This is a genomic window from Bradyrhizobium sp. 172, from assembly GCF_023101065.1.
In the GTDB taxonomy this organism is placed as follows: domain Bacteria; phylum Pseudomonadota; class Alphaproteobacteria; order Rhizobiales; family Xanthobacteraceae; genus Bradyrhizobium; species Bradyrhizobium canariense_D.
The window spans coordinates 379,121-404,363 of record NZ_CP064701.1; the positions used below are offsets into that span (position 1 = coordinate 379,121).

Annotated in this window: 26 protein-coding genes and 2 pseudogenes; 16 read left to right on the top strand and 12 right to left on the bottom strand. The window is 62.6% G+C overall.

Annotation, left to right across the window (positions count from 1 at the left end; genetic code table 11):
• The first annotated feature begins 31 nt into the window (after positions 1-31).
• Positions 32-763 (top strand): PRC-barrel domain-containing protein, encoded by a 732-nt coding sequence (locus tag IVB07_RS01680; protein ID WP_018455624.1) that lies wholly within the window; start codon positions 32-34, stop codon positions 761-763.
• Between the two features lie 323 nt (positions 764-1,086).
• Positions 1,087-1,839, top strand: a complete 753-nt coding sequence (locus tag IVB07_RS01685) for a Crp/Fnr family transcriptional regulator (RefSeq protein WP_247360727.1) — start codon at positions 1,087-1,089, stop codon at positions 1,837-1,839.
• 513 nt (positions 1,840-2,352) lie between these two features.
• On the opposite strand, the gene IVB07_RS01690 is transcribed toward IVB07_RS01685, so the two are convergent.
• Complete coding sequence (locus tag IVB07_RS01690) at positions 2,353-2,574, bottom strand: hypothetical protein (RefSeq protein ID WP_247364513.1); 222 nt, start codon at positions 2,572-2,574, stop codon at positions 2,353-2,355.
• Positions 2,575-3,089: 515 nt separating this feature from the next.
• Between IVB07_RS01690 and IVB07_RS01695 the strand changes: the two genes are divergently transcribed.
• On the top strand, positions 3,090-3,299 hold the full coding sequence (locus IVB07_RS01695) for a hypothetical protein (RefSeq protein WP_247360729.1): 210 nt from the start codon (positions 3,090-3,092) through the stop codon (positions 3,297-3,299).
• Positions 3,300-3,701: 402 nt separating this feature from the next.
• A pseudogene (locus IVB07_RS01700) lies at positions 3,702-3,903 on the top strand (hypothetical protein).
• A 209-nt stretch (positions 3,904-4,112) separates the two neighbouring features.
• On the opposite strand, the gene IVB07_RS01705 reads toward IVB07_RS01700, so the two are convergent.
• Positions 4,113-4,580, bottom strand: coding sequence for a MarR family transcriptional regulator (locus IVB07_RS01705; protein WP_247360732.1), 468 nt, complete (start codon positions 4,578-4,580; stop codon positions 4,113-4,115).
• A 323-nt stretch (positions 4,581-4,903) separates the two neighbouring features.
• Between IVB07_RS01705 and IVB07_RS01710 the strand changes: the two genes are divergently transcribed.
• On the top strand, positions 4,904-5,245 hold the full coding sequence (locus IVB07_RS01710) for a hypothetical protein (RefSeq protein ID WP_247360734.1): 342 nt from the start codon (positions 4,904-4,906) through the stop codon (positions 5,243-5,245).
• A 30-nt stretch (positions 5,246-5,275) separates the two neighbouring features.
• Here the strand turns inward: IVB07_RS01710 and IVB07_RS01715 are convergent, their stop codons facing one another.
• The 4 genes from IVB07_RS01715 to IVB07_RS01730 all read right to left on the bottom strand — a co-directional run bounded on the left by IVB07_RS01715 (position 5,276) and on the right by IVB07_RS01730 (position 9,237).
• Positions 5,276-6,256, bottom strand: a complete 981-nt coding sequence (locus tag IVB07_RS01715; RefSeq protein WP_256468812.1) for an NAD(P)H-binding protein — start codon at positions 6,254-6,256, stop codon at positions 5,276-5,278.
• 68 nt (positions 6,257-6,324) lie between these two features.
• Entirely contained in the window at positions 6,325-7,272 is a 948-nt protein-coding gene (locus IVB07_RS01720) for an alpha/beta hydrolase (protein WP_247360737.1), read from the bottom strand.
• A 508-nt stretch (positions 7,273-7,780) separates the two neighbouring features.
• A complete protein-coding gene (locus tag IVB07_RS01725) occupies positions 7,781-8,581 on the bottom strand; it encodes an SDR family oxidoreductase (RefSeq protein WP_247360739.1) in 801 nt (266 codons plus the stop codon).
• A gap of 77 nt (positions 8,582-8,658) precedes the next feature.
• On the bottom strand, positions 8,659-9,237 hold the full coding sequence (locus IVB07_RS01730; RefSeq protein WP_247360741.1) for a TetR/AcrR family transcriptional regulator: 579 nt from the start codon (positions 9,235-9,237) through the stop codon (positions 8,659-8,661).
• A 201-nt stretch (positions 9,238-9,438) separates the two neighbouring features.
• Here IVB07_RS01730 and IVB07_RS01735 point away from each other — a divergent pair, with 201 nt between their 5' ends.
• The 7 genes and pseudogenes from IVB07_RS01735 to IVB07_RS01765 form a co-directional block, all read left to right on the top strand.
• Entirely contained in the window at positions 9,439-10,542 is a 1,104-nt protein-coding gene (locus IVB07_RS01735) for an efflux RND transporter periplasmic adaptor subunit (RefSeq protein WP_247376236.1), read from the top strand.
• Positions 10,542-13,652: an efflux RND transporter permease subunit gene (locus IVB07_RS01740; RefSeq protein WP_247360744.1), complete on the top strand. Its 3,111-nt coding sequence runs from the start codon at positions 10,542-10,544 to the stop codon at positions 13,650-13,652. Before IVB07_RS01735 ends, IVB07_RS01740 begins: the two co-directional genes overlap by 1 nt.
• A 15-nt stretch (positions 13,653-13,667) precedes the next feature.
• On the top strand, positions 13,668-14,282 hold the full coding sequence (locus tag IVB07_RS01745) for a TetR/AcrR family transcriptional regulator (RefSeq protein ID WP_247376241.1): 615 nt from the start codon (positions 13,668-13,670) through the stop codon (positions 14,280-14,282).
• A 49-nt stretch (positions 14,283-14,331) separates the two neighbouring features.
• Positions 14,332-15,228: an NAD(P)/FAD-dependent oxidoreductase gene (locus IVB07_RS01750; RefSeq protein ID WP_247767452.1), complete on the top strand. Its 897-nt coding sequence runs from the start codon at positions 14,332-14,334 to the stop codon at positions 15,226-15,228.
• Between the two features lie 21 nt (positions 15,229-15,249).
• Positions 15,250-15,723: an isoprenylcysteine carboxylmethyltransferase family protein gene (locus tag IVB07_RS01755; RefSeq protein WP_247360752.1), complete on the top strand. Its 474-nt coding sequence runs from the start codon at positions 15,250-15,252 to the stop codon at positions 15,721-15,723.
• 145 nt (positions 15,724-15,868) lie between these two features.
• Positions 15,869-16,327, top strand: a complete 459-nt coding sequence (locus IVB07_RS01760; RefSeq protein ID WP_247360754.1) for a nuclear transport factor 2 family protein — start codon at positions 15,869-15,871, stop codon at positions 16,325-16,327.
• A gap of 17 nt (positions 16,328-16,344) precedes the next feature.
• Positions 16,345-16,789, top strand: a pseudogene (locus IVB07_RS01765) (class I SAM-dependent methyltransferase); the annotation flags it as partial.
• Between the two features lie 231 nt (positions 16,790-17,020).
• Here the strand turns inward: IVB07_RS01765 and IVB07_RS01770 are convergent.
• The 3 genes from IVB07_RS01770 to IVB07_RS01780 form a co-directional block, all read right to left on the bottom strand.
• Positions 17,021-17,245 (bottom strand): hypothetical protein, encoded by a 225-nt coding sequence (locus tag IVB07_RS01770; protein WP_247360757.1) that lies wholly within the window; start codon positions 17,243-17,245, stop codon positions 17,021-17,023.
• A 247-nt stretch (positions 17,246-17,492) separates the two neighbouring features.
• Positions 17,493-17,720 (bottom strand): hypothetical protein, encoded by a 228-nt coding sequence (locus IVB07_RS01775; protein ID WP_247360759.1) that lies wholly within the window; start codon positions 17,718-17,720, stop codon positions 17,493-17,495.
• Between the two features lie 139 nt (positions 17,721-17,859).
• Positions 17,860-18,399, bottom strand: a complete 540-nt coding sequence (locus tag IVB07_RS01780; protein ID WP_247360761.1) for a hypothetical protein — start codon at positions 18,397-18,399, stop codon at positions 17,860-17,862.
• A gap of 363 nt (positions 18,400-18,762) precedes the next feature.
• Here IVB07_RS01780 and IVB07_RS01785 point away from each other — a divergent pair, with 363 nt between their 5' ends.
• On the top strand, positions 18,763-19,659 hold the full coding sequence (locus IVB07_RS01785; protein WP_247360763.1) for a 3'-5' exonuclease: 897 nt from the start codon (positions 18,763-18,765) through the stop codon (positions 19,657-19,659).
• Positions 19,660-19,712: 53 nt separating this feature from the next.
• Here the strand turns inward: IVB07_RS01785 and IVB07_RS01790 are convergent, their stop codons facing one another.
• Positions 19,713-19,898, bottom strand: coding sequence for a DUF3606 domain-containing protein (locus IVB07_RS01790; protein ID WP_247360765.1), 186 nt, complete (start codon positions 19,896-19,898; stop codon positions 19,713-19,715).
• Positions 19,899-20,458: 560 nt separating this feature from the next.
• Here IVB07_RS01790 and IVB07_RS01795 point away from each other — a divergent pair.
• Genes IVB07_RS01795 through ligD form a run of 3 tightly spaced genes read left to right on the top strand, consistent with a single transcriptional unit; the run spans position 20,459 to position 23,664 of the window.
• Entirely contained in the window at positions 20,459-22,141 is a 1,683-nt protein-coding gene (locus IVB07_RS01795) for a DNA polymerase/3'-5' exonuclease PolX (protein ID WP_247360767.1), read from the top strand.
• Positions 22,141-22,704: an MOSC domain-containing protein gene (locus IVB07_RS01800; protein WP_247360768.1), complete on the top strand. Its 564-nt coding sequence runs from the start codon at positions 22,141-22,143 to the stop codon at positions 22,702-22,704. Before IVB07_RS01795 ends, IVB07_RS01800 begins: the two co-directional genes overlap by 1 nt.
• Positions 22,705-22,716: 12 nt before the next feature.
• A complete protein-coding gene (ligD, locus tag IVB07_RS01805; RefSeq protein ID WP_247360771.1) occupies positions 22,717-23,664 on the top strand; it encodes a non-homologous end-joining DNA ligase in 948 nt (315 codons plus the stop codon).
• Between the two features lie 31 nt (positions 23,665-23,695).
• On the opposite strand, the gene IVB07_RS01810 is transcribed toward ligD, so the two are convergent.
• Both IVB07_RS01810 and IVB07_RS01815 read right to left on the bottom strand, forming a co-directional pair.
• Complete coding sequence (locus IVB07_RS01810; protein ID WP_247364517.1) at positions 23,696-24,520, bottom strand: ribonuclease HII; 825 nt, start codon at positions 24,518-24,520, stop codon at positions 23,696-23,698.
• Positions 24,521-24,584: 64 nt separating this feature from the next.
• Positions 24,585-25,229, bottom strand: coding sequence for a TetR/AcrR family transcriptional regulator (locus IVB07_RS01815; protein ID WP_247360774.1), 645 nt, complete (start codon positions 25,227-25,229; stop codon positions 24,585-24,587).
• Positions 25,230-25,243: the final 14 nt, after the last annotated feature.

Consider the following 25,243-nt stretch of genomic DNA (forward strand, 5'->3'; position numbering starts at 1 on the left):
AACAACCCCGAGCGCCAAGAGGTAGATTGCTATGAATACCGTCAGAATTACGTTCATAGCCGCAATGATAGCAGTGGCTGGCGCCAACCAGGCGCGCGCTGAGTGCCAGATTGCCGACGCAGGGCTTGAAGAGGCTATTCAGCTAAATCCACGCCTCCGAGGCCCAGCCAACACTCAGGCCGTGCGCGACCTCCGGAGTTTGAGGGATGCCGCCTTTACGCTGCGGTCCTATGGGCGTCACGAAGACTGTGAGCGTCTCCTCGCCAACATTCGCGAACTTATCGCCGGACCACCCATGGGGTCCCTTGGAGACAATGATGAAGAGGCGGCCGATAAGCAAATGGCTGATAGCGAACCCAAAGCCAGGCGCGGGGCATCGTCAGGGAGCAGGGACAAAAAAGGCGCCAAGCCGTTGATGAAGATCGACCAACTTACGCCCGGCTTGAGGACCGACGAGATGATTGGGGCGGAAGTTCGCAGCTCCGATGACAAGATCGTTGGCGAGGTGCGGAACATCGTGTTCGGCACCAAAGATGGAACGGACTATGCGATTGTCGCGTCGGGAGGTTTTTTCACTACCGGCAAGGACAGCATTGTGGTGCCGATCCGATCTCTTAAGGTGACGCAGGATCGATCCAGCTTCTTTCTTCCTATTGCAAAAGAGGTCATGAAAACGGTGCCTGTGATGCCTGATCAAGACTACAAGTGGCTCTCTGATCAAGCCTGGCGTATCCACAACGATGCATTTTTTGGAAAGCCCTAGGTCGTGGTCAATTTGTAGATGGACCGCTGATGCCGCACAGCCCCAACTCACCCGGCCATTGGTCGGGCTGAGGAGCGTGGAAGGGCTACAGTGGTAGTCGGTGCAACGGATTGGGACGCGGCGCAGGCATGTCGGCCAGATTTGCTCCTGAGTGCAACGCTGCTCCATCTGGCCGGCGCGCGAGGCGCGATCTTCGTTACCGAAAAATCTAGAACGCTGGCGAGTTTCATGCTCTACTGAAGCATCACCGGCCGAGGCTTTGTCCGTAGGCGTCGGTGGCTGAGAGAGGTCGCGCTCCCGCCTGCATGTGCAAGGGAGTGATCATGCCGCACCGCAAGTTAATAGCGCGCCTACAGGCAGTCGGCGGTCTATTCGAACGCGATAAGGTTAGACTCGCGCGCATACCATACAAAGTGAAGTCCCTGGCTGATGGCGAATACGCCGTGCGCGAGGGAGACAAGCCCAGCAGCTGCATCGTTGTGATCGACGGCTTTCTAGCTCGGCAAAGAGTGGTGAATGATCGAAATCAGATCTCGTCATTCTACCTGGCTGGGGACATGCCCGACTTGCCTACCCTGCATCTGCCGATTGCAGATTGTGATCTGTGCAGCGTAGGCAATTCGACGATAGCCGCTGTGTCTCATTCATCTCTCAGAGAGATGATGACCGAATCTCTCGGACTTACACACGCGTTTTGGCGCGAAACGCTGATACAGGCGGCCATCTATCGCGAATGGGTTGAGAATCTCGGAGCCCGCCAAGCCTTAGGTCGACTCGCGCATCTTCTTTGCGAGCTTACCACTCGCATGGAATTCGTTGGGCTGGCGGACAACGGCAGCTTCCGGATCCCGCTCACCCAGCAAGATGTTGCCGATGCATGTGGGCTTTCGATAGTTCACGTGAACAGGACGATCCAGGAACTCAGGGGTTTGGGCCTCATCGAATGGGAAAACCACACCGTTACTCTGCTCCGCGCCGACGAACTGCAAGCTGTAGCCGAGTTCAGCCCTGAATATTTACATGAGCTAAACCCAATCCTAGGATCAAAGATCACCACAGCTGGCTTTGGGTCGTAGGAAAAATACTGACTCACGGCCGGAGTGCCGGTAAGTGACAAGAACACCTCTGCAGCTCGGGAGGGTCATGAAGCGCGCAGGTTAGCGGCGCGTAAGCTGCCGGTCCGAACAACACGCGGTTGCTGCCCTTTTGTCGCAAGCCGACTGGCAGACCACTGCCGCGTGTGGGCCCGTGCGAGAAGTGCCCGTTTGAACTGGACGCTGCCCTCGAGGCCTACGATAGGGTTATAGCCGCTGACACCAACTCTTCGCGCATCCGTCGGTCCAACTGATTGCCTGCGCTGGTGCTGGATAGCCGAGTCCATGAGGGAACCGTGACGATGGCAGCGACGCGCTCGCTAACGCCATCTGTTGGCCCCACTCCGACGTCCGGTGAAGTGCCGTACTGCCCCCGATCAGAGCAGAGCGGACCTCATCCGCAACGTGAGTTCGCGCGGCTATAAGTATGCGGCCTACTTCGGGCTTGGCTCCTCTGCTTTTGGGCGGATCCCGAAGCCCCTCACCTGGAAGCAGTCAATTCCACACGATCGGCGCCCCGCGAAGTGCACTCCTGCCGATCTGCTTAAGGCCGTCGACCGAGGTCTCGCCCTTGCTCGCGGCTTCGAGGATCATGGAGGCCACGTGCGTGCGGGCAGCGGTCTCGTAGCAAGACACGCTCTCGCACACATCTTCGAGGACCGCGCGACATTGGAGGTCTCTCCCAGCGAAGCCAGCATCCTGCCTGAACCCGCCCAGCCTGGGATTCACGCAAGTTAGGGAGAAGGAAAAATTCTGCGGAAGGACGGAGAGGATTGAGCGTGGCCCCGCCTTTTGGGGGCTGGGGGGCTTGAGGGCGGAGCCACGCAGGCCTTGCATTCGCGCGGGCCCGCCGCATCAACGGCATCCGGCCAAACCCGTGCTCGGAACGCAAAGAACTATGGCTCCGGAGGGCGCAGCCGGCTGTGCGCCCATTTGAGGACGTTGGGGTCGCGCAGAGGGTCGTCGTTGCAAGTGGTGCAGACGTACCGCGGGCGCTTTTCCGAAGCCTCGTCGGGTACAGCTTTCATCGGCTTGCCGCACGCGGGGCACGCCTTCCGGACCGGATGGAGCATGGCCATCTATTTCCCCCCGTGACGGCACTCTAGTTCAGCCGACAGCGGAGGCTCAAGCAGGCCGATGAAATCCTGGTCGCGTTCACGCACTATTGCGGCCTTCTTGACTCCGCGGCCGCAGAGCACTCAACTCTGGGCAGTGATGTTGAGGGGCGTGTCATGGAGCAGGAGTTCTACCGAGGTCTGGCCCAACGGGTCCGCGGTATGGCCGAGAAGGCTGATCCGTTCACCCGGCGTCGTCTCCTCGATCTCGCCAAGCGGTACGACTCCAAGGGCGGCGCCGCAGGACGGGGAGCGACCGAACGGCCGCTGCCGGTGCCGCGCACGACGCCGCCTGCATCGATCTTCTCCGGACCCGGGGAGGCCTGACGCGCGCGCCACTTGGCATTCTCGATGGCGGCGCAGCGCGCCCCCGATCGAGCCGCAGCGCGCCAAGAGAGCCGCCGACGGGCGTCTCCCGAGGACCATGCTCGCCCAGCCGGTGGTTCTGGCCTCACCAGCGAAGATTTGAGGTCGTAAGCGGGTGCCGCATCGCATTCCGCCCTGAACTCGATCCTAGCGGCTTGGAACGGGGTTGGGGAGGCGCCCGTGGAACACGGCGCCTCCATCAGGAGCGCTCGCCCCCGGCAGCCGCTGCGCGAGCCCGCAACAGGGTCCAACTGCACCGACACTCCCGAAAAGTGCGCGGTTTTCTGATGGCCAGAAATTCCGACGATCTGCTCCGCGACATTCTGCAAGGTGCGAGCGACGTCGCCGAATACGTGAGCGTGATTGAGTACGTTACTTTTGTGGCTCTGCCGCGCGGAATGCTTGAGCGCCAACGCTGCGGTCATGCGGGCCGAGGCACCGTCCCGCAAGCCGGGCCATGCCGGCGCGATCGCTTTCTCGCGGACAGGCGACCCGTCCAGCGGCGACTTCAGCGAAGCCAGGCTGATCCGGAAGTGACGTGCCGGACGATCTCAGCACCCTATGAAACTCGATCGGATCCGGAACGAGATCGCCCGCATGCGCGGACAACTCCGCGCCCAGGAGCGCCAGATCCAGATGCTGCAGCGGGCCGGCGTCGCGACCGCCTCGGCCGAAATCTTGAGGATGCGGGCGAAGGTCGACGATCTCTGCCGCGAGCGGGACGCGTCCCGCAAGGCCGAGAGCGAGGTCGAGCGCCGCACTGGAACATGCGATCTACTCAGGGTCGGGAAGAGGAAGCTCAACGATTCGGTTCATCAAATCGCGGAGATCAGAGGCCTCACGTTCGCCCACGGCCTTTTCAAAGGCGGTCTGCGCGCGCCGCCATGCGGCCAGGGCTCTGGGATGCGTTCTGTGACCCAGCTTTGTGACGGTAACGATCCGTTCCCGCCGGTCAGTTTCGCCGACTGAAATCTCAACGAAACCGTCACGCACCAGCGGTCTGAGGTTATGGCCTGTGGTGGCGCGGTCCATGGACATCAGCTTGGCGAGACGCGCCATCGTCATTGGCCCCGACGTCACCAGATAACTCAACAGACCATATTGCGTCGCTTTGAGCCCAGTCGGGGCGAGGGCGAGGTCATAGTAGCGCGAGAGACGACGGGCTGCGCGGCGGACCTGATTGCAGTTACAGCGCGCCGGGTCATCAACCAAATTCGATGCTCCTACAGCTGCTCTCGTCATCGATCCCCCCGATGCGCAAGATATCACCCGCGCGTGTTTGCTGTCGATAGTTCCAGAGCGGCGGGATCCGAGAGACCAGTCGAACGAGGGCTCCTCCTGCTGTATATCCAATATAGTTTGATATGCCCCTATTTGTGCGCGACGCCCGCCTCGGCTCGCTGGGGCTCCGGAGGAGGAGATATGGATTTTCCTGTCTTGATCTCGGATGCCGCAGGGACTGTCGATCATGCCGTATGCGAGCTGCTGATCCGACAGGTCTCCAAGCTCAGAGCTCTCGTGCGCCACGTGGATTTGTACATGGCTGGAAACCCGGGCTGCGCGCTATGAACCGCATGGGCTTGTCGCTGGGCCTGATCATGCTGGCCACCTCCGCGCCGGCGCGTGACGATGGGCGCTACACCGGTTCACCACTGAAGCCTTGGTTCGAAAGCCTGTCCAGCGACTTTGGGCAGTGCTGCTCGGATGCGGATGGATACTTCGTCGCGGATGTCGACTGGGAATCCGACCACGGCCACTATCGTGTGCGCATCAACAATGAGTGGGTGATGGTGCCGGACGGGGCCGTGATCACACAGCCTAACAAGGTCGGGCGAACTATGGTTTGGAACCACTACATTGATGGCCACCCGCGGGTGCGCTGCTTTTTGCCGGGCACCATGATGTGACATGTGGGGCTCGAGCCGCAGTCACGCCGATCATGCGCCCTCCAGTGCTTTGCGGATACGCGGATTGTGTTCGAGAGCCCATCGGACGGTCTTTGGAGCGCGCCCAAGCAATCGCTCGAGCTCGTCGGTGACAACGTCATAACGTCCGCCTGCGACCAGGCGGGTGATGGCTTTCAGGTGGTCCGCAATGTGCGGATTGCGAGATGCCAGAGCCCTGTTGATGTATGTGCCGATCCAGGCGTCCAGGTCCTGGGGTACGTACGAAACCTGGCGCCCCAGCGCGGCGCCGTAGTCCTCAGCAAACCCGTGCATGTCCTTCAACACCGGTCCCGTGAGCGCATACGACATTGATATGTGCGACGGCGGGTCGGTCAGGATTTTCGCGCAAACTTCCGCAACGTCATAGGCAGCGATTGGCGCGATCTTCTGCGTGGCAAACGGCAGATGAAGTTCGCCCGCACTCAGCAATTGCTTGAGCGGAAACCAGGAAAGGATCGGGTTCTCGGCGAACATCGTTGCTCGGATGTTGACGACCGGGAGACCAGACCATTGCAACGCCTGCTCCGACGCCCAATGTGCCCGCTGTTGCGGCGACCACTCGGCGACAGATCCGCCCAGCCAGGCTATTCGCGCCTCCCGCTCGGCGGTCATTCGATCGAACGTCATGAAGGTCTGCTCGAACTCCGAGATGTTCACGAAAACCTCGATGCCTCCTTGCGCACGCGCAGCGGCGGCCATCAGGATGGTCGCGTCGCTATAGTAGGGGTTCAAGCTCATGCTGAAGTAGATCCGGCGACAACCTTTCAGGGCAGCCGCGACATCGGAGGCATTGAGAAGGTCGCCGACGAATACCTCGGCTCCGGCCTGTCGAAGCGCCTCAGCCCGCTCGTCGTCCGTCCTAACGAAGGCGCGCACCGGACATTGCTGCAGCAGCATCTTGATCATCGTCCTGCTGACAGAGCCAACCTCGCCACCGGCACCGGTGATCAATATTGGGGGCCGCTTCGACATCGATTTGTCCTGTTGGCTGAGTGACCGAGTGCTTCGCGGACAGGTCCGATCCTCGCGCGCGGGATCGGTTAGGTCCTTATGAAGCGGAGGATGTGGTCGAAGACGGCGTCGGGTTGTTCGAGATGGAGAAAGTGCCCGACTTCAGGCATCACGACACGCTCAAGACCATTCGTGAACGCCGCCTCCATGCCTTCGCTAAGCTGGGCGGAGATGCAGCCGTCGTCTGCCCCGTGAAGATAGAGCGACGGGACCGTAATTGGGCCAGTCGCGAGAGCCTCGAGAGCTTGCGCTGCCGCGTCGGATGGCGGGGCGAACAACTGCCGATAATAGGCCAGAGTCTGCGTGAGGACGCCGGGCTGGGCAAAGGCCTCGTTGAGTGAAGATCGAGCCGGAGCTGGCAGCACATAGCCCGGTGACCATTCCCGCCACAGGCGGTCAAGGAATGCAAAGTCGTTCAGCTGAACGGCGATCTCGGCCAGACGTGTCTGGAAGAAGAACATGTACCAGCTTCGTCGCTGCTGATCACCGTCGGCAACAAACGCCGACGCCAGTCCCTTTCCATAGGGCACGGCCAGCCCGACAAGCTTGCGGACGCGTCCCGCATGGAGGCTTGCCGCAGCGTAGGCTGCACGTGCGCCCAAATCATGGCCGACGAGAACGGCTTGCTCAGCGCCAAGCGATTCGATGAGCGCTAGTACGTCCTGACCTGTTGCCAAGGCGCGGTACGACCCGTCCGGTGCAGCGCCGCCGACCCAATATCCACGGAGCGCCGGCGCCACCGCCCAATATCCTTCTCGCTCGAGGCGATCGAGAAAGGGGATCCAACTCTGCGCATGATCGGGAAAGCCGTGCAGGCAGAGCACGAGGGGACCATGTCCAGCCTCCAGAATCGGGAAATCGAGCCCGTTGGCGTGAACCGTGCGGTTGCGGATATGGCCGCTCGCCAGAGAGTTCTCCCGCGAGCGCCCTGGACTATCGGCGTGCCGTTGTTGGGCCATTGAAGCGGAGGCGTTCATGCTCGGGTTTTCCTTCGTAGAGCCTGTCTGAACTAACGAGCGCGCTTGCCGACTAGAGGTCCCACGAGCGAGGCGCCGGTGCTACGCGGCCATTCGCAGCAGATCGACGATATCGGCTTCGTCTTACGGAGTGCCTGATCTTCTCGATCTCGTCGGTGTTGGAGTTCAGGGTCCGACTGGCAATGAGGAAGACGCTCTTTGCGTCAAGTCGCTCCGCCTCGGCGCGGATAGATTGGGAGGCGGCTTTGCCATAGATGACGCGGTCAATTGCCGGAAATTTTTATACACCGGCGTTGCGCATTTCTTCCTCCCATTAGATGCCCGATATGGACGTTATCTTATGATCATCATTCTAGTTCGAGTCGGCATCTCAGCCCGCTGGAGCCCCGGCGGGCGATTAGATCGCGACTGTTCATGGATGCGCTGCCGCCAATGTCAGGCGAGCCAGCTCGGACGGGTGCTCGACAGAGGCCTTCGCTTTTCCACAGCGCCGCGACCGCTCCAGGCGTCAAGCGTCCATGATTCTTTTCATCGTGGCCCTTTGCATCGATCGCGGCGTCAGGCGATTTGAAAAGGCGGCCATGTTGTTCGCCAGGCCCGGGATCACCATGGCCTTTCCTTGCGAGAGCGCCCGAACGCCGCTCGCGGCAACCGGACGCGGCTTCATGGTGAGGAGCCGCAGCATGGCCGATGTGGTTGCGCCGGCCGCCGCATCGAAACCGGTTGCGGTGTGCCCCGGGCAGAGACTGGTAACGACCACGCCGTGCGGGCGGAGTTCGTCATGCAGGGCCTCGCCGAAGGCGAGTACATAAGCCTTGGTCGCCGCATAGGCCGCATAGCTGGGAACGGCCTGGAAGGCCAGGAGGCTGGCGATGAGAAGGATATGTCCGGATCGCCGCTGAGCCATGTCGCGGCCGAAAAGATAGGTCAGCTCTGTGAGCGTCGTGATGTTGAGCTGGATCATGTTCGCGGTCTGCTCGATCGGCGTGTCCAAAAAATCGCCGTGCAAGCCGAATCCGGCATTGTTCACTAAGATGTCGATCGTCACCGACCTCGCGTCGAGACTGCTTTTCAGGCGGCTGGCCGCGCTCGGCGCGGCAAGATTGATCGCCTCGACGAGCACATCCACCCCGTATTTGCTGCGGAGATCGGAGGCAAGCTTTTCCATCCACTCCCGCCGTCGAGCCGCCAAGACGAGATTGACTTTCTGCGCCGCCAGGAGACCTGCGAATTCAAGACCAAGGCCACTTGACGCTCCCGTGACCAGCGCCCATTTTCCGGCGAAGCTGTTCATTGCTTCATTCGACATCGTTCTCGTCCTCATCTATTTGTTGGTCGGCGAATGAAGCTCGGCCAGATTCTCAATCAGAACACTGGCCCGTCCTTTCAAGCTGCGGCGGCGCCGCGAACCTGTTCGGCCGCGGCATCCAAAAGCGCCTGAGCCAGATCGGGGTCGTTGACGACGCGCGAGAGCGTCACCGCGCCAACCATCGTCGCGAGAATGGCCATGGCCTTGCTGTGGGAGGCCTCGTCGCCGGCCCCGGCGAGAAAGCGGTCGAGCACGTCGAGATGCGCTTTGATTCCTGCTTCGAATTCCGCCTTCACCTCGGGGCCCTGCCGGGCGGCGTCTGAGCCGAGTGCCACGATGGGGCAGCCGTCCATCTTTTCTTCGCGATGGTCGCCGCTGAGGTAAATCCCGATCACCGCGCCGAGCGGATCATCGGGATTCCGAGCGGCCGCATCCGACCATCGGCCCGACGCGCTCTCCAATGCTCGCCTGGACGCCTCGACCGCCAAATCCTCTTTTGACGCGAATTGCTTGTAGAAGGCGCCTTGGGTTAGCCCGGCCCCCTCCATCAGATCCTTGAGCCCGATCCCATCGAAGCCGCGCTCCCTGAACAGGCGACTTGCCACATTGATCACGGTCTTGCGGTTCTCCGCGGCCTGAACGCGACTGACTCGCATCGGCACCTCCAACTTAGATTGCATTTGAACTCTATTACCACAATATAGAAGCCGAACGCAATCTATCAAGGCCCCAAGGCCGAATCTCTTGGTAGGAGCGGGCCTGAATCACATTTTTGTCGCCTCCTTTCCTTTTTAGATTGCGTTCGAAAGCTAAACGGAATACAGAGTTCGGACGAAATCTAAAATTGGGAGATTGACATGAGGATGCGGGGCTTTGCGGTTTTGGCTGGTATTTTGATCTCGGCCGGGGTGGCGACCTTCGTTGCCCTCGGGATCCCGCCCCGGGAAGCCTCTGCGGTCGGTGACCCCAGGCAAGAGCCCCCAATGGTCCGTCTCGTGATGGCCGCGCCGGTCAGCGGATCCGACCGCGGTTTCACCGGCACCATCGGCGCGAGGGTGGAAAGCAATCTCGGTTTTCGCGTCGCCGGTAAGATCGTCGAGCGGCTCGTCAGTGTCGGTGAGCAGGTCAAATCCGGGCAGCCGCTGATGCGGATCGACGAAACCGACCTCCGCCTGGCGCTCGCAGCGAAGCGCAACGCCGTCGCGGCTGCGCGTGCAGCTGTCGTTCAGACCGACGCCGATGAGCGGCGATACGCCAACCTGGTGAGCGATGGGTGGACTTCCAAACAGCGCTACGAGCAGGCGAAGGCCGCCTCGGATACAGCCAAAGCGCAGCTCGCAGCGGCGGAAGCCGACGCCGGGGTTGCCGAGAACCAGGCGACCTATTCCGTCCTGGTGGCCGATGCGGATGGAACGGTCACCCAAACGCTGGGCGAGCCGGGACAAGTTGTCTCCGCCGGCCAACCGGTCGTTCGGGTCGCGCAGTCCGGTCCTCGCGAGGCTGTGGTGGCGCTCCCCGAAACGATCCGGCCGGCGATCGGCTCGCTCGCTGAGGCGAGCCTGTATGGGAGCGATGGGCGCTTTACTGCGCATCTGCGGCAGTTGTCGGATTCCGCCGATCCTCAGACCCGCACCTATGAGGCCCGCTACGTGCTCGGCGGTGACGCCGCGGCGGCACCGCTTGGCGCGACGATCACCATTCGGCTTGCAAGCCAGGGGAGCCAGCCGGAAGTTCAGGTGCCGCTGGGAGCCGTGCTCGACGACGGCAGAAAGACCGGCGTTTGGGTGTTCGACGGCGGCACCTCGACGGTCCGCTTTCACACCATCAAGCTTGTGCGTGTGACCAGCGAAAATGCCGTTATCTCCGGCCTGAGCTCCGGTGATCGGGTTGTCTCTCTGGGCGCACACCTCCTGCAGGAGGACGCTCACGTCAGGACAGCCTCTCAAGACAGGAGCAACTGATGAGCTTCAATCTTTCGGCGATCGCAGTCCGTGAACGGGCCGCAACGCTGTTCTTCTTGCTTTTGCTGGCAGCCGCAGGCGCCTACGCCTTCTTCATGCTCGGACGGGCCGAGGATCCCTCCTTCACCATCAAGACCCTGACGGTCACGACCGTGTGGCCGGGTGCGACCGCACGCGAGATGCAGGACCAGGTCGCCGAACCGCTGGAGAAGCGGATCCAGGAGCTGACCTGGTACGACCGGGTGGAGACGACCACACGGCCGGGTTATGCCTACATGACCGTGACCCTGAAGGACAACACACCGCCATCGAGCGTGCAGGAGGAATTCTACCAGGCCCGCAAGAAGCTGGGCGATGAAGCGCGCAAGCTGCCCCCCGGTGTGCTCGGCCCCTTCATCAATGACGAATATTCGGACGTCAGCTTCGCCCTTTATGCGCTCAAGGCCAAGGGCATGCCGATGCGGGAGCTCGCCAGGCAGGCAGAGACCATTCGCCAGGATCTTCTGCACGTGCCCGGCGTCAAGAAGATCAACATCCTCGGTGAACGCCCCGAGCAGATATTCGTCGAGTTCTCCTATCCCAAGCTGGCGACTCTCGGCGTATCGGCAACGGATATCGTTGCCGCCTTGCAGCGGCAGAACACGGTCACACCGGCGGGCTCCATCGACACCAAGGGGCCGCAGGTGTTCATCCGGGTCGAGGGCGCCTATGACAGCGTCCAGGCGATCGCCGACACTCCGATCGTCGCAGCCGGGCGAACGCTGAAGCTTTCCGACATCGCCGAAGTCCGTCGCGGTTACGAGGATCCTCCCACCTACCTCATCCGGCACCAGGGCGAGCCCACCATCATGCTCGCGGCGGTCATGCAGGAGGGCTGGAATGGTCTCGCGCTCGGCAAGGCGCTGGAGGAGAGGTCCGCAGCGATCTCCCGGACACTGCCGCTCGGGATGACGCTGGCCAAGGTCAGCGACCAGGCCGTCAACATCTCCTCATCGGTGAACGAATTCATGATGAAGTTCGCGATGGCGCTCGGCGTGGTGCTGCTGGTGAGCCTGCTCAGCCTCGGCTGGCGCGTCGGCATCGTTGTCGCGGCTGCCGTCCCACTGACGCTTGCCGTCGTGTTCCTCATCATGCTGGAAACCGGCCGGTTCTTCGACCGCATTACGCTGGGCGCCCTCATCCTGGCGCTGGGCCTTCTCGTGGACGACGCCATCATCGCCATCGAGGTGATGGTGGTGAAGATGGAAGAGGGCATGGACCGCATCTCGGCGGCGGCGTATGCATGGAGCCACACCGCGGCACCGATGCTGTCCGGAACACTCGTCACGATCGCAGGCTTCCTGCCGGTGGGCTTCGCCCGCTCGACGGCCGGCGAATACGCCGGCAACATCTTCTGGGTCGTGGGATTCGCCCTCATCGTCTCCTGGATCGTCGCGGTGGTCTTCACGCCCTATCTCGGCGTCAAGATGCTGCCCGCGATCAAACCGATCGAAGGCGGCCACCACGCGATTTACGGTACGCCCAACTATCGGCGCTTGCGCGCTCTCATTACCTTCGTCGTGCGCCACAAGTTCGTGACCTGCGGCGTCGTCGCCGTCGCTTTCGCGCTTTCCGTCGCCGGCATGGGTGGCCTCAAACAGCAGTTCTTCCCGACGTCCGACCGCCCCGAAGTGCTGGTGGAAGTTCGTCTGCCGGAAGGCACCAGCATCGGGACGACGACCGCCACCGTCGCAAAGCTTGAACGCTGGCTGGAAGGCCAGTCGGAGGCCAAGATCGTCACGAGCTATGTCGGTCAGGGTGCGCCGCGCTTCTTCTTCGCGATGGCCCCGGAGCTGCCCGATCCGGCCTTCGCCAAGATCGTCGTGCTGACACCGGACGCGGAAGCGCGCGAGGTCTTGAAGCATCGGCTCCGACAGGCGGTCTCGGATGGGCTTGCGCCTGAGGCCAATGTGCGCGTGACGCAGCTTGTGTTCGGACCCTACACGCCATTCCCCGTCGAGTTTCGGATCATGGGGCCTGACCCCGCCCAACTATACGCGATCTCTGAAAAGGCGCTCGGTATCATGCGTGGCGTTCCTGATGTGCGCCAGGCGAATCGCGATTGGGGTGATCGCACGCCCGTGCTCCGCTTCATCCCGGATCAGGATCGGCTGAACCTCATCGGCCTGTCTCCCGCGGAGGTGGGCCGGCAACTCCAGTTCCTTCTCACTGGCATCGCCGTGACGCAGGTCCGCGAGGACATTCGCAATGTCCCCATCGTGGCGCGCAGCGCCGGCGGGGAGCGGCTGGATCCGACGCGACTGGCGGATTTCTCATTGATGAGCCGAGACGGCCGCGCCGTTCCTCTCGACCAGGTCGGCCATTCGGAAGTCCAGCTTGAAGAACCGATCATGAAGCGTCGCGACCGCACCCCCGTCGTCATGATCAGGTCGGACATCAATGAGGCGACTCAGCCTCCGGAGGTCTCCAAGGATATCAAGACGGCCCTTCAGCCGCTGATCGCATCCCTTCCGGCCGGTTATCGCATCGAGTTGGGCGGATCGATCGAGGAGGCAACCAAAGCCAACGACGCGTTGGCGACAATCTTTCCGGTCATGATTGCCGCCATGCTGATCGTCATCATGCTGCAGGTGCGATCCTTCTCGATGATGGCCATGGTCGTGCTGACCGGACCGCTTGGCCTCGCCGGCGTCGTGCCGATGTTGCTGATTTTTCACCAGCCCTTCGGATTCAACGCCATTCTGGGCCTGATAGGCCTCGCGGGCATCCTGATGCGCAACACACTTATCTTGACCGACCAAATCAAGGAGAACCTTGCCGCCGGCCTTGACGACTATCACGCCGTCATCGAGGCCACGGTGCAGCGCACCAGACCCGTGATCCTGACCGCATTGGCTGCGGTGCTGGCCTTCATTCCCCTCACGCATTCTGTCTTCTGGGGATCGATGGCTTACACGCTGATCGGCGGCACCGCGGTCGGAACGGTTCTGATCCTGCTGTTCCTTCCTGCGCTCTATGCCGCCTGGTTTCGGATCAAGCCGAGCGCAGACGACATGCATGAGGTTTCACCCAAGAGGCCGGAACTGCAGCCGGCATTGGCTGCCGAATAAGGCGCCGTTGCTCCAATGGATCGTTCGGTCCGAACGGGAAGAGAGTCCGACGAGGCCCGCGCCCGGATCCTGGGAGCGGCGGAAGAGCGCTTTCGGCGTGTCGGTCACCACAGGACGTCGGTGGCCGACATCGCCGCCGAGCTCGGCATGAGCCCGGCGAACATCTACCGGTTCTTTCCCTCCCGGAATGCAATCGACGAGTCCATCTGCGGGCGTCTATTGAACGAGCTTGCCGACTTCGCCTTTGCGATCGCACGGAGGGACGCGCCGGCCGCCGAGAAACTCGAGGAACTGGTGAGCACTGTTCACCACCACAGCAAGATGACGTTGGTCACGGCGAAGCCCATGCACGATCTGATCGTCGCCGCCACGCAGGAGAACTGGCCGATCATCAAGGCGCATATCGAGCGGATGGAGACGATCTTCGAGGCGATCATACGCGGGGGTGCCCAAGCTGGCCAGTTCGATGTCGAAGATGCCGCGGAAGCGGCACGAGCAGTCAGATCCGCGTTTATGCCATTCTTCCATCCCATTCTCATCGAGCACTGCGTTGTACACGGCGAAGCCACGGAAGCAGGCCTGCGCGACCAGATTCGTTTCATACTGAAAGCACTCGGCAAATCAGGCTGAGCGGTCTGCTGCGTTCAACCCCTCCATCCACAACACGGAGCCCATCACCATGGATGACGTCATCATCATCGGCGGCAGCTTTGCCGGTCTCGCCGGCGCCCTGCAGCTCGGCCGTGCCCGCCGCACGGTCACCGTTCTCGATACCGGCCTGCCGCGCAACCGCTTTGCCGGCCACTCGCATGGCCTGCTCGGCCACGATCACAAGCCACCGCTGGACATCCTGGCCGAGGCGCGGCAGCAGCTGGCGCGTTATCCCACGATCAAGCTGGTCAGTGCCCGGGCCGACAGCGTCTCCGGCGCCATCGACGATTTCTCCGTCCTCACTTCCGACGGCGAAAGCCTTGGGGCGCGTCGTCTGATCCTGAGCTATGGCGTCGCCGACCAGATGCCAGATGTTCCGGGCTTTGCCGAAGGCTGGGGCACGTCCATCGTGCCCTGCCCCTATTGCGACGGCTTTGAAGTCGCCGGCCAGCATTGGGGCCTCGTCTGGTCCGGCCCGCAGTCGCACAATCAGGTCAGGCTGTTCCACGATTGGACCGACAGGTTGACGCTCTTCGCCGACGGTCACGACGTTCCGCCCGATATCCGGGCCGACCTGGCGCGCCGCAACACACCTGTCGTCGAGGGCCGGATCACCGGGATCGGCCATCACGGGGGCCATAGCGCCACGGTCAAACTCGATACCGGCCCCAATGTCGCGGTCGACATCCTGTTCGCGCATCCGCGCAACAAGCCGTCCGCGAGCCTGCATGAATCACTAGGCCTCGCCACGATCGATACGCCCCTCGGCATCATCCTCAAGGTCGACGAGCGCCGCGAAACCAGCGTGCCCGGCATCTACGCCGCCGGCGACCTCGCCAACCCCCTTACGCCGCCATCGGTCACCCTGGCATCATCGCACGGCGCGATGGCGGGTATCTTCGCCCAGCAGTCGATGCTGGTTTGAGAGCACAGATTGGAGATGAGCATGGCCGTCGAACCGGACAGCGCGGGTGTGCGCTTCCCTCCGCCCTTGGTCTATCTGGGAGCGCTGCTGTTGGGGCTGGCGGCGGAGCGGTTCGTCACCTTGCGCTCTTTCGGCATCGACTGGCGGTTGCTGGTCGCGACGGGCGCGCTGCTGTTCGTTGCCGGTGCGGCGATGATGCTTGCGGCGGCGGGGCTGTTCCGGCGGCTGGGCACCAACGTTCCGCCGTCGCAGCCAACGACCCTCATCGCAACGACCGGCCCCTATCGGTGGACCCGCAATCCCATGTATCTCGGCATGGCGCTGATCTATGCCGGCGTTGCGATCGGATTCGACGGGCCGATCGCCTTCGCCTTGCTCCCGCTGGTGCTGATCGCGATCCAGACGCAGGTGATCGCCCGCGAGGAGCGCTATCTCGAAGCGAAGTTCGGCGACGACTACCGCCGCTACAAGGCCGAGGTTCGCCGCTGGCTCTGACCGTTGCGCCGCTGCCGTCTGCGTGGCCGCCCGTCAGCCAGCTTTCCCAACAGATCGCCGCCGTTACCTGGAGCAGCTTACAGTATCTGGAAAGTATCCATCCCGTCTTGCAGAGCCGTCGGCTATCCGACAACAGGGGACATCAATGGTCTACAGTCTAATGGTCAAAAAAGAGATCCGCAGAAGCTTCGATCATGTCAACAACCAGCGTTGGGATGATGCTGCAAAAGGCCTAACACCGAACGCGTATCACTGGGTTGCCGGAGATCATGCGTTGGGGGGTGAGCGACATGGAAAGCAATCGGTGAAGCAGTGGTTCGAGCGCATGGGCCGTGTTTTCTCGAACCTGCACATAGATGTTGAGCAGGTCGAGGTGACGGGTTGGCCATGGAATACCACAGTGTTCGTCAAGTGGCGGGCCAACGCGAGGCTACTTGACGGCCAAAGCTCGTATGTGAACAGGGGCGTCCACGTCTTCAAGTTGCGATGGGGCAAGGTTTATTCGATTGAGGAATACTTCGACTCGCAGGCTGCAGAACGAAGCCTCGCTATCCAAGCTCGTGCCGGTTTGGATGAGGCTGCGGCTGGACCAATCGTGAGCTAACGCGGATCATTCGTGTGATGCCGCCATCAGCTTATCAGGTCGCCGACTGGAATGGCCAAAGCGGGGAGCGCTGGGTCGCTAACCAGGCCCGGCTCGACGCCAGGCTGGCGGTGTTCGGCCGGGCCGCGATCGAAGCCGCCGCGCCCGCGGCGGGCGAGCGCGTGCTGGACGTCGGCTGCGGCGCGGGCGCGTCGAGTCTGGCTCTGGCCGCCCGCGTCGGCGCGGGGGGCCAAGTGCTGGGCGTGGACATATCCGAACCGCTGATCCGGCCGAGCGCGCGCGCTTGCGCCACAGAGGATACGCCGGCCCTGTTCCGGGTGGCCGACGCCAGCAGCGCCGATCGGGCGTTCGACATCCTGTTCTCGCGTTTCGGGGTGATGTTCTTCGACATCCGACAAAGGCGTTCGCCCATATGCGCCGCGCGCGCTCAAGCCGGGCGGGTGGGTCGCTTTCGTCTGCTGGCATGATGGTCCGCTTCCTCATCGACGAATGCCTGAACGGCGAACTCGTCGCCACCGCCAAGGCCCGCGAACCCTGGCCGTCGCAAGAGCAGGACTAGCCGGGTCGTCGTACTAGCACGTGACGCTTCGCCGTATGCTCGCCGGTTAGCTTGCCCTGCCCCTCACCTCGGGCGCGCGCCCGATCTTCGCTCTCGGCGATAGTCACAGCGGATCGTTTGTGGAGGTGGGGAGGTCAACCTTTCAGATCGAACTGGTTACGCAGCCTATTGGCAATGGCTTCAATCATGTCGCAACGCTCCGCGTCCTGCTGCGGCCCGTCCGTCATGATCTCGACTTTCCAGGAATCTTCGTGCGGCACGACCGAGATGGCCAGGTCCGTCGGCCAGTCGCTGACGTCTTCCATCTCCAGCCTGATGGCGGCCTCAAGTTCTTCGCGGGTTTTCGCCGGCTTCTTCAAGCTGATTCTTTCAAGGCGCCGAACGGGACCACCGCCTTTGGCTTCCGCGCGAGCGGATGTTTTTGAACAGCGGGCGTGAGCCTTTGGCTATCCGCTACAGGACGCCGTACTCAAACGGCGGACGATGGTCCGCCGAGTCAAATACGTCGCCGCAATATTGTTCCGACCTCCGGTGGTTCTGGCCTCACCAGCGAGGATTTGAGGCCCGTAAGCGGGTGCGGGAGCGCATTCCGCCCTGAACGCGACCCTAGCGGCTTGAAAGGGAGTCGGAGGAGGCGCTGCGCGTTGCACCGGTGACGAGCTGCCGCGTCGGCCACCATTCCGGCACGTTGTGCTCGGCAGCCCGGCGGAGGCGAGTCAGTTCCGACCACGCCAGCGCGGCGGTGATCCATTTCTGCCGCTCTGGCCCATCGGCTTCCGCGGCAAGCTTCATCGCCGCGACGGCCTCGCGCTCGGGGTCGTACTGGAGATCCATGGATGCAATATAGTTGCAGATCGTAAACGATCACGCACCGGTGTGACCGTAGCAATCCGGGGATCGGCACCATACGCGGCTGCTGTCTAGCCCGTCCGCACATGCCCCCATCCGCCCCACTCCTTCGGCGCGCAGCCGGCTAAGGAGAGCGAGCCGCTTCTCGCTTTTCGGTCGTCGATGTGAGGTGACCGCGGAGACCGGCTGAAGCGTAGATGCGGATTGCGCAGGACACCTCCGTTTTCCACTCGAAGTGTCGGATGACCGTCTCGCGGTTGAAGGATCCCGTCTTGCTGATCAGTTGAAGGGAGCCAACCATTTGCTCGACCCGGCGGGCCCTTCCCAAAGGCAGGAGCAAGCGCTCACAATCGATCGTATGGCCGCCGCTGTTGTAGGTCGAAAACACGCTGTAGATGGCGCAGCCGCTGGTCACGCACTGCTCGGCGGCGGCTAGACCGAACTCCTTCAGGGCTGGTGGAAGAACCTCTTCCATCGATTTCCCGGCCCAGCTCGAATTGAAGACCTCTCCAACGCTCGCACCTTGGTAAAGCGCGCGAAATATGTGCCCGTCTCCCCGGTGCTCAACGCTCCAGATGATGAGTTGTTTTGGGTCATGCAGCCGCGCTTCCGGCCTGAACTGATCAAGCGAAGGAAACGGCAGATCGCCAGCCGTGCGAGGCACATGGCCTGCTGACTGATGGACTTCACATCGGCGAATGAACCGTCCGTGTATTGCATGGCTCCAAAACCTACACGCCACAGCGTTAACGAGCCGTAGTTCGGCTTGCCTTCACCCCGCGACGATATGCCCGCGTAGCTCGGCGAAGCTGGTTAAGCAGGGGCGCCTTGGCAGGAGGCCCGGTGGAACGTCGGCCCCGCATCAGGAGAGCTCGCGCTCAGTAGCCGCTGCGCGAGCGACCTTGCAACGGGATCGAATTGCCACCGGCACTTCCGAAAAGCCCGTGAATTGCTCGATTTTCAGATACCTCCTGGCCCGCGCTCCCGGTATTCTGCGACCTCGCCCAGCAATCGGGCGGGAGAAGCGATGTTTCAAAACGCATCGGACCTAGCCGCGATGGCCGAAGCCTTGAGTCGGTCGACGGACTACCGGGTGCTGCGCCGGCTGGTGCCACGGCCGACGTCGGTGCCGGCCTCAGGACAGGAAACGAAGGTCGGCATCCTGCTCGACACCGAAACGACAGGTCTTGACCACTCCAAGCACGAGATCATCGAGCTCGGTATGGTCAAGTTCGATTACACGCCGGACGGCAGGATCGTCGGGGTGAGGGACACTTTCTCAGCCTTCAACGAGCCCTCCGCGCCGATCCCGCCGGAGGTGACGGCGCTCACCGGCATCACCGACGAGATGGTGGCCGGTCACAGAATCGACGCGGCTGCCGTGACGGCCTTCGTCGACGGTGCTGTGATCGTCATTGCCCACAACAGCAGTTTCGACAGAAAATTCGCCGAACGCTACTGGCCCGTGTTCGAGCACAAGGCGTGGGGCTGCAGCATGAGCGAAGTCGACTGGCGCAAACACGGCCTCGCGGGCTCGCAGCTCGGATATCTGTTGAACGGTGCTGGCTACTTCCACCAGGCTCACCGAGCGGTCGACGACTGCCACGCGTTGCTGGAGGTCCTCGCCTTCGAACTGCCGACTACGGGCTCGCCGGCGCTCGCGCTGCTGCTCGAGAACGCCCGCAAGCCGACGCTGCGGATATGGGCGGAGCAATCGCCTTTCGAGCTGAAGGATTCGTTGAAGAGGCGAGGTTATCGCTGGAGCGACGGCACGGACGGCCGTCCGAAAAGCTGGTACATCGACGTCTGCGAGACCGCGCTGGAGGCCGAGCTCGCGTTCCTCAAGGCGGAGATCTACCTGCGCGACGTCGAGCTGCGCCAGCAGACGCTGACCGCCTTCACGCGCTTCTCGAGCCGGGCTTGAGCGGCCGGCCTCCGAGCAGGCCGGCTCCGGATTGGAGCACGAGAGAGCGGGGCTCAGCGGCCGAGACGCTTCTCGACCCGCTTGCGCGAATTGCCGACTTTCTTGACCGCCTTCTTGACCGCCGACGCGGACCGGCCGGTCTTCTTCGCCTCATAGCCGACCTCGTGCTTCTGCCCCCCGGCGACGCGCGCCCGGTCCTGCTTGCGTCCTCGCGCGGTCTTCTTCTTCGCGGCTGCCATCTGCTCCTCCTTCTGCGAATCTGATGGCGGTGCAACGCCGTAAGGATTCCCGGGGTTCCCGAAGCTCCTCGCCATTGCCGCCGGACTCGAGACAAGCGGCCATCCGTCTGTGAGCGCCTGGGCTTCACCGTCGACCGGAGAAACGCGGTGGAATCAGTGGAGCGCTGACTTTTAAGATCGCGCTGCCCACGCGTCAGGTTCCTCATGACCAGCCGAAGAGGCTTCCGATCCTGCGGTGCCGACCGAACCATAGGCGATTGCCTGCGTTTACCGAGATCATGTCCGACGCTTTTGATTACTTCCGCGCTTACGCTCTCCGGGCTCTTTGCAAAGCCCGAGCGATGCCGCGGGGCAGGATCAAGCATCTGCAGCTGGTGGTCGGCCGAATTTACAATCTCCTCAAGAAAGAGGCCGCCTATGCCCCGAACACGCAGCACCTTCAGGACTTCCGGGCAGCGCAGAAGCTTGAGGAATCTCTCGAGGGTCGGCCCGATGACGGCCCGATCTCTCAAGCTCGCTTTGCTGCGGCGAGGCGGGGCGCGGAACGGGAGGCTCGTTGAGTGGCTTCCGTCGACGCTCGCACTGTAGCAAGTCTCCTGCGAGAGTACGCTCAGCGCACCGCGTTGCGTGGCGGCAACCCCTACAGGGCAAAAGCGTATTCTCGGGCCGCCGACAGCCTGGCGGCCCTCGCAGTCCCTCTGCACGTGCTCATCGCCGAAGACCGGCTTACCGAAATCCCCGGCGTCGGCGAGGCGATTGCCGACATCATCACCAAGCTTCACAAGAGCGGCACTCATCCGAGCCTTGAAAAGCTCCGGAAGGAGATTCCGGAGGGCGTGCTCGAGATGCTCGCCGTGCCCGGTCTTCCCCCGGAGAAGGTTCTGCGACTCTACGAGGATCTCGGCATCACCTCGCTCGCGGAGTTGGAGGCCGCCGCCAAGGACGACCGCATCCAGAAAGCCAAAGGATTGGGCGCCGCCCTGCAGACAAAGATTCTGCAGAACCTGGCCATCGCGAAAAGCGGAGAAGGTCGCCTCCACCTGCACCGTGCCGCCGCCCTGCTCGCGCACGCCGAGGATTCGCTTCGCAAGGCCCGGCCGGAGCTCAAGCGCGTGACGATCGCAGGCGACTTCCGCCGCGGCTGCGAACTCGTCGGCGACCTCACGATCGTCGCGGAGGCTGCCAAGATCGAGAAGAGGTCGAAGGCATCCGCGGCGGACGGACTGCAGATACGCCTGTCCGACCGCAACCACTTCGGCGCCGCCCTTCTTTTCGGCACCGGCTCAGCCGCTCACATCGAGAGGCTCCAGGCTTTGGCCGCGGAGAAAGGAATGCGGCTGGAGAGCGACGGGTTGCACAAGGGTCGCACCCTGATCGGCGGCGACGAGGCCCAGATCTACAGCGCTCTCGGCCTGCCGTTCATCGATCCTGAACTCCGTGAGGGTCGCGGCGAGGTCGAGCTGGCGCTGAAGGGCAAGTTGCCGAAGCTCGTCAGCGACAAGGACCTGCGCGGAATCCTTCATTGCCACACCGATGCCTCCGACGGCACGGAGACCCTGGAGACGATGGCCAAGGCCACGCGCCAGCGCGGTTTTGAATATTTCGGCGTCGCCGACCACTCCAAGTCCGCGCACTACGCGGGCGGGCTCTCGGTCGAGGAGATCGCGCAGCAGCACCGGGAAGCCGACCGCCTGAACAAGCGCTTCGGCAAGGATTTCCGGATCCTGAAAGGCATCGAGTCCGACATTCTGGCCGACGGCTCGCTGGACTATGCGGACGAAGTGCTGCAGCGCTTCGACTTCGTGGTCGCGAGCATCCACGGCCGCTTCAAACTCGACCGCAAGGCGCAGACGCAGCGCCTGCTTCGTGCCATCTCCGATCCTCACACCACCATCATAGGCCACATGACGGGGCGACAGCTGCAGCGGCGGCCGGGCTACGAAATCGACGTCGAGAAGGTGCTTCGGGCATGCGCCAGGCATGACGTCGTCGTCGAGATCAACGCCCATCCATGGCGCCTCGACCTGGATTGGCGCTGGCACCAGGCGGCCCTCGACTTCGGCTGCATGCTGAGCATCAATCCGGACGCGCACTCGATCCCCGAGCTCGACCACATTCACTGGGGCGTCCAGATGGCTCGCAAGGGCGGTGTCCCCGCCGACCGCGTCCTCAACGCGATGCCTCTTGCGGAAATCACGCGCTACCTCCGCCAGAAGCGGCGCTCATTCGCCCGGGCCGCCTGATGCCGAAGCCGCACCCGCTCTCCTTGGAGGGCACAGTGGTCGCAGTTGCCGCCGATCGCGGTCACCACTTCAGCAAGCCCCCTCAGGATCGGATCGTGCTGGTGGAAGGCCACGGCGTCCAAGGCGACGCCCACGCCGGCCCATTCGTCCGGCACCGTTACCTTGCCCGCCGCCGGCCACGCCTGCCCAATCTCCGGCAGGTTCACCTGATCCCGTCCGAACTCTTCGCGACGCTTCTTAAAGCCGGCTTCGAGGTCGGCGCCGGCGACCTCGGCGAGAACATCAGCACCGCCGGCTTGGCCCTCGAGCGGATGCCGCTCGGCACCCTCATCGAATTAGGTCCCATGGCCATCGTCGAGCTGACCGGCCTCCGGACGCCTTGCGTTCTGATCGACCGCTTCCAGCCCGGCCTTAAGCAACAGGTGCTCTCGTCGGCGGAAACGGGCCCTCCATTCAAATCCGGGGTGTTGGGCGTGGTACGGGCCGGCGGGATGGTCGCGGCTGGTGATACTGCGCGGATTCGCCTTCCATCCTCCTCGTTTCGGCCTCTGCCGGCCGTGTAGAAAGTCCCAACCATGGCTCGCAAATCGACCCTGCCATATCGCCTGCAGCCCATGCTGGCCCCGTTGACGGATGCGCCGTTCGACGATCCCGATTGGGTCTTCGAGGACAAATTCGATGGTTTCCGCATGGTCGCGGAAATCCGGCATGGGCGGGTCGCGCTCTACAGCCGCAACGGGAAGATCATCAGCCACTCCTACGTGGAGGTCGCGAACGCACTTGAATGCGTGAAGGCGGACGCGGTGATCGATGGCGAGCTCGTCGCGATCGGCAAGGACGGCGCATCCCATTTCCAGTTGCTCCAGAACGCCCTGCGCCATGAGGCGAAGCTTCTGTACTGCGCGTTCGACCTCATGTTCGCGGACGGCGAGGACCTGCGCGCGCTGCCGCTCGTCGATCGCAAGAAGCGACTAAAGGCCATCCTGCCGCGCCACAAGTTCATCGCGTTCAGCGACCACCGCAAAGGCAACGGAACGAAATTCTTCGCACAAGCCGAGCTGAGACACCTCGAAGGCATCATGGCCAAGCGTGCCGGCAGCCCGTATGCATCCGGACGCCGGACCGCCGATTGGCTGAAGGTGAAGACGGCGCAGCGGCAGGAGGTCGTGATCGCCGGCTTCACGGCACCGAGGCGAACCCGGCCTTTTTTCGGCGCCCTCGTGCTGGCAGTACGCGAAGGGGATGCATGGCGGTACATCGGCCACGTCGGTACCGGCTTCAGCCACCAGGTTCTTGAAGAGCTTCACAGCAAGCTCATGAGGCTCAAGACAGGTAAGTCGCCGTTCCCCGCCAAGGTGAAGGATGAGCGGGTCACGACCTGGGTGCGTCCTTCGTTGGTCACGGAAGTGAAGTTCGCGGAGTGGACCAGCAAGGGCGAACTGCGCCAGCCGGTCTATCTCGGCCTGCGGTCCGATAAAAAAGCCACGGACGTCGTCCGCGAAAATAAGGTGCCGCGCAAATAGCGCCGCCGAGCCGCAGCGTGCGCCTGGGAGTTCAGCTGGCGGCGCGCTCGGACGCCGAAGGCCACGGCGGCAGGGGCGGCAACCCGAGAGCCCTGCGTACAGGTCCGAACGATCTCCGGTGAGCTGCGCATGCACCAAGCCTCGCGAGAGCTTCGTAATGAGCCGGCACCGGGTAGCCCTTGTGATCCGCGAAACCGTAGCCGGGGTGGCGCACCTCGAGCGTCCGCATGACCGCGTCGCGCTGGACTTTCGCGAGGATGGAGGCGGCCGCAATGCTGGCGGACTTGGCGTCGCCTTTGATGATGGCTTGCTGAGGGATATCGATTTCCTTCAACCGCTTCGCATCGATCAGCAGGTGTTGCGGCGCCAACCCCAGCCCCCGGACCGCGCGCTGCATGGCCTGGATGCCTGCCCAATAAATGTTGATTTCGTCGATCTCCTCGACCTCGACGAACGCCACACACCAACTCTCTGCCTTTGCCTTGATCTCCTTCGCGAGTTCTTCGCGAGCCGCGGCATCGAGTTTTTTCGAGTCGTCGATTCCGACTATTCGCGTGCCGGGTTTCAGTATTACGGCGCCAGCGGAGACGGGCCCGGCGAGAGGGCTCATTCCAGCTTCGTCCACGCCTGCCACGGCCTGAAGGCCGCTCTCCCAGAGAGAGGTTTCGAAACTGAGGATCTTCCGGAGGCGCTGTCCTTCGGACCTGTTTTCGAAACGCCGCTTATCGATTGAAGCCAGGATGGCACGGGCTCCCGCGCGGGTGTCGGCCCGCAAGATCTGCTCGATGCTGGCCTCGAGCGGCCTTTTCTCGACGACGTAGCGCTGGCGCAATACATCGAGTGAATACTGGGGCATAGCGGCCTTCGTGAAGACTGACTGTGGGCAGCGTGTCGGTGAACTTTGTGGCGATTCTCTGAAGTTATCCGCCCGCGTGGTCGTTGCCACCGTGCGCGGCGAGGAACATTGCGACCGCCGACCGGCAATAGGATTCAATTTCGTCGTCGTCCTTTGCTCTCGCCTGATCGAAGCGTGCGATCATCAGGAGATCGGATCCTTTGAAAAGCGCGGCAAACAAGCGGGCGGAGCGGAGAGGATCGGGCACGTTCAGAAGCGCCTTCGCGTGCAACTGACGCAACAGGGCCTCGATTTGGGCGATGACATGCGCGGGGCCGGCTTCGTAATGGAGCTTGCTTAACGAGTTTTGATTCGTCGTGTCGGCCATGATCATGGCTTCGACATTGCGGACGTCTGATCTCAACAGCGTGCGAAGCAGTGATGATCCCACCGCCATGAGCTGATCTTCGGCCGAACCATCGACGCCTTCAAAAAGGGCCTGTGTAAACTGATGGCAGCCGGCCGCGATGGCCGCGCTGAACAGCGCCTCCTTGTTCTCGAAGTGCCTGTAGATGCTGAGCTTGGATATCTTCGCCCGCTGGGCGACCTTGTCCAAGGTCGTCGCTTGAAAACCCAATTCCACAAAGAGTTCGCGCGCGGCGTCAAGGATCGTTTGGCCAAGCGCCTCGTTGGCGGGCCGGCCGCGCCGGCCCTGGCTGTTTTCGGTCACGACAATTCCAGTAC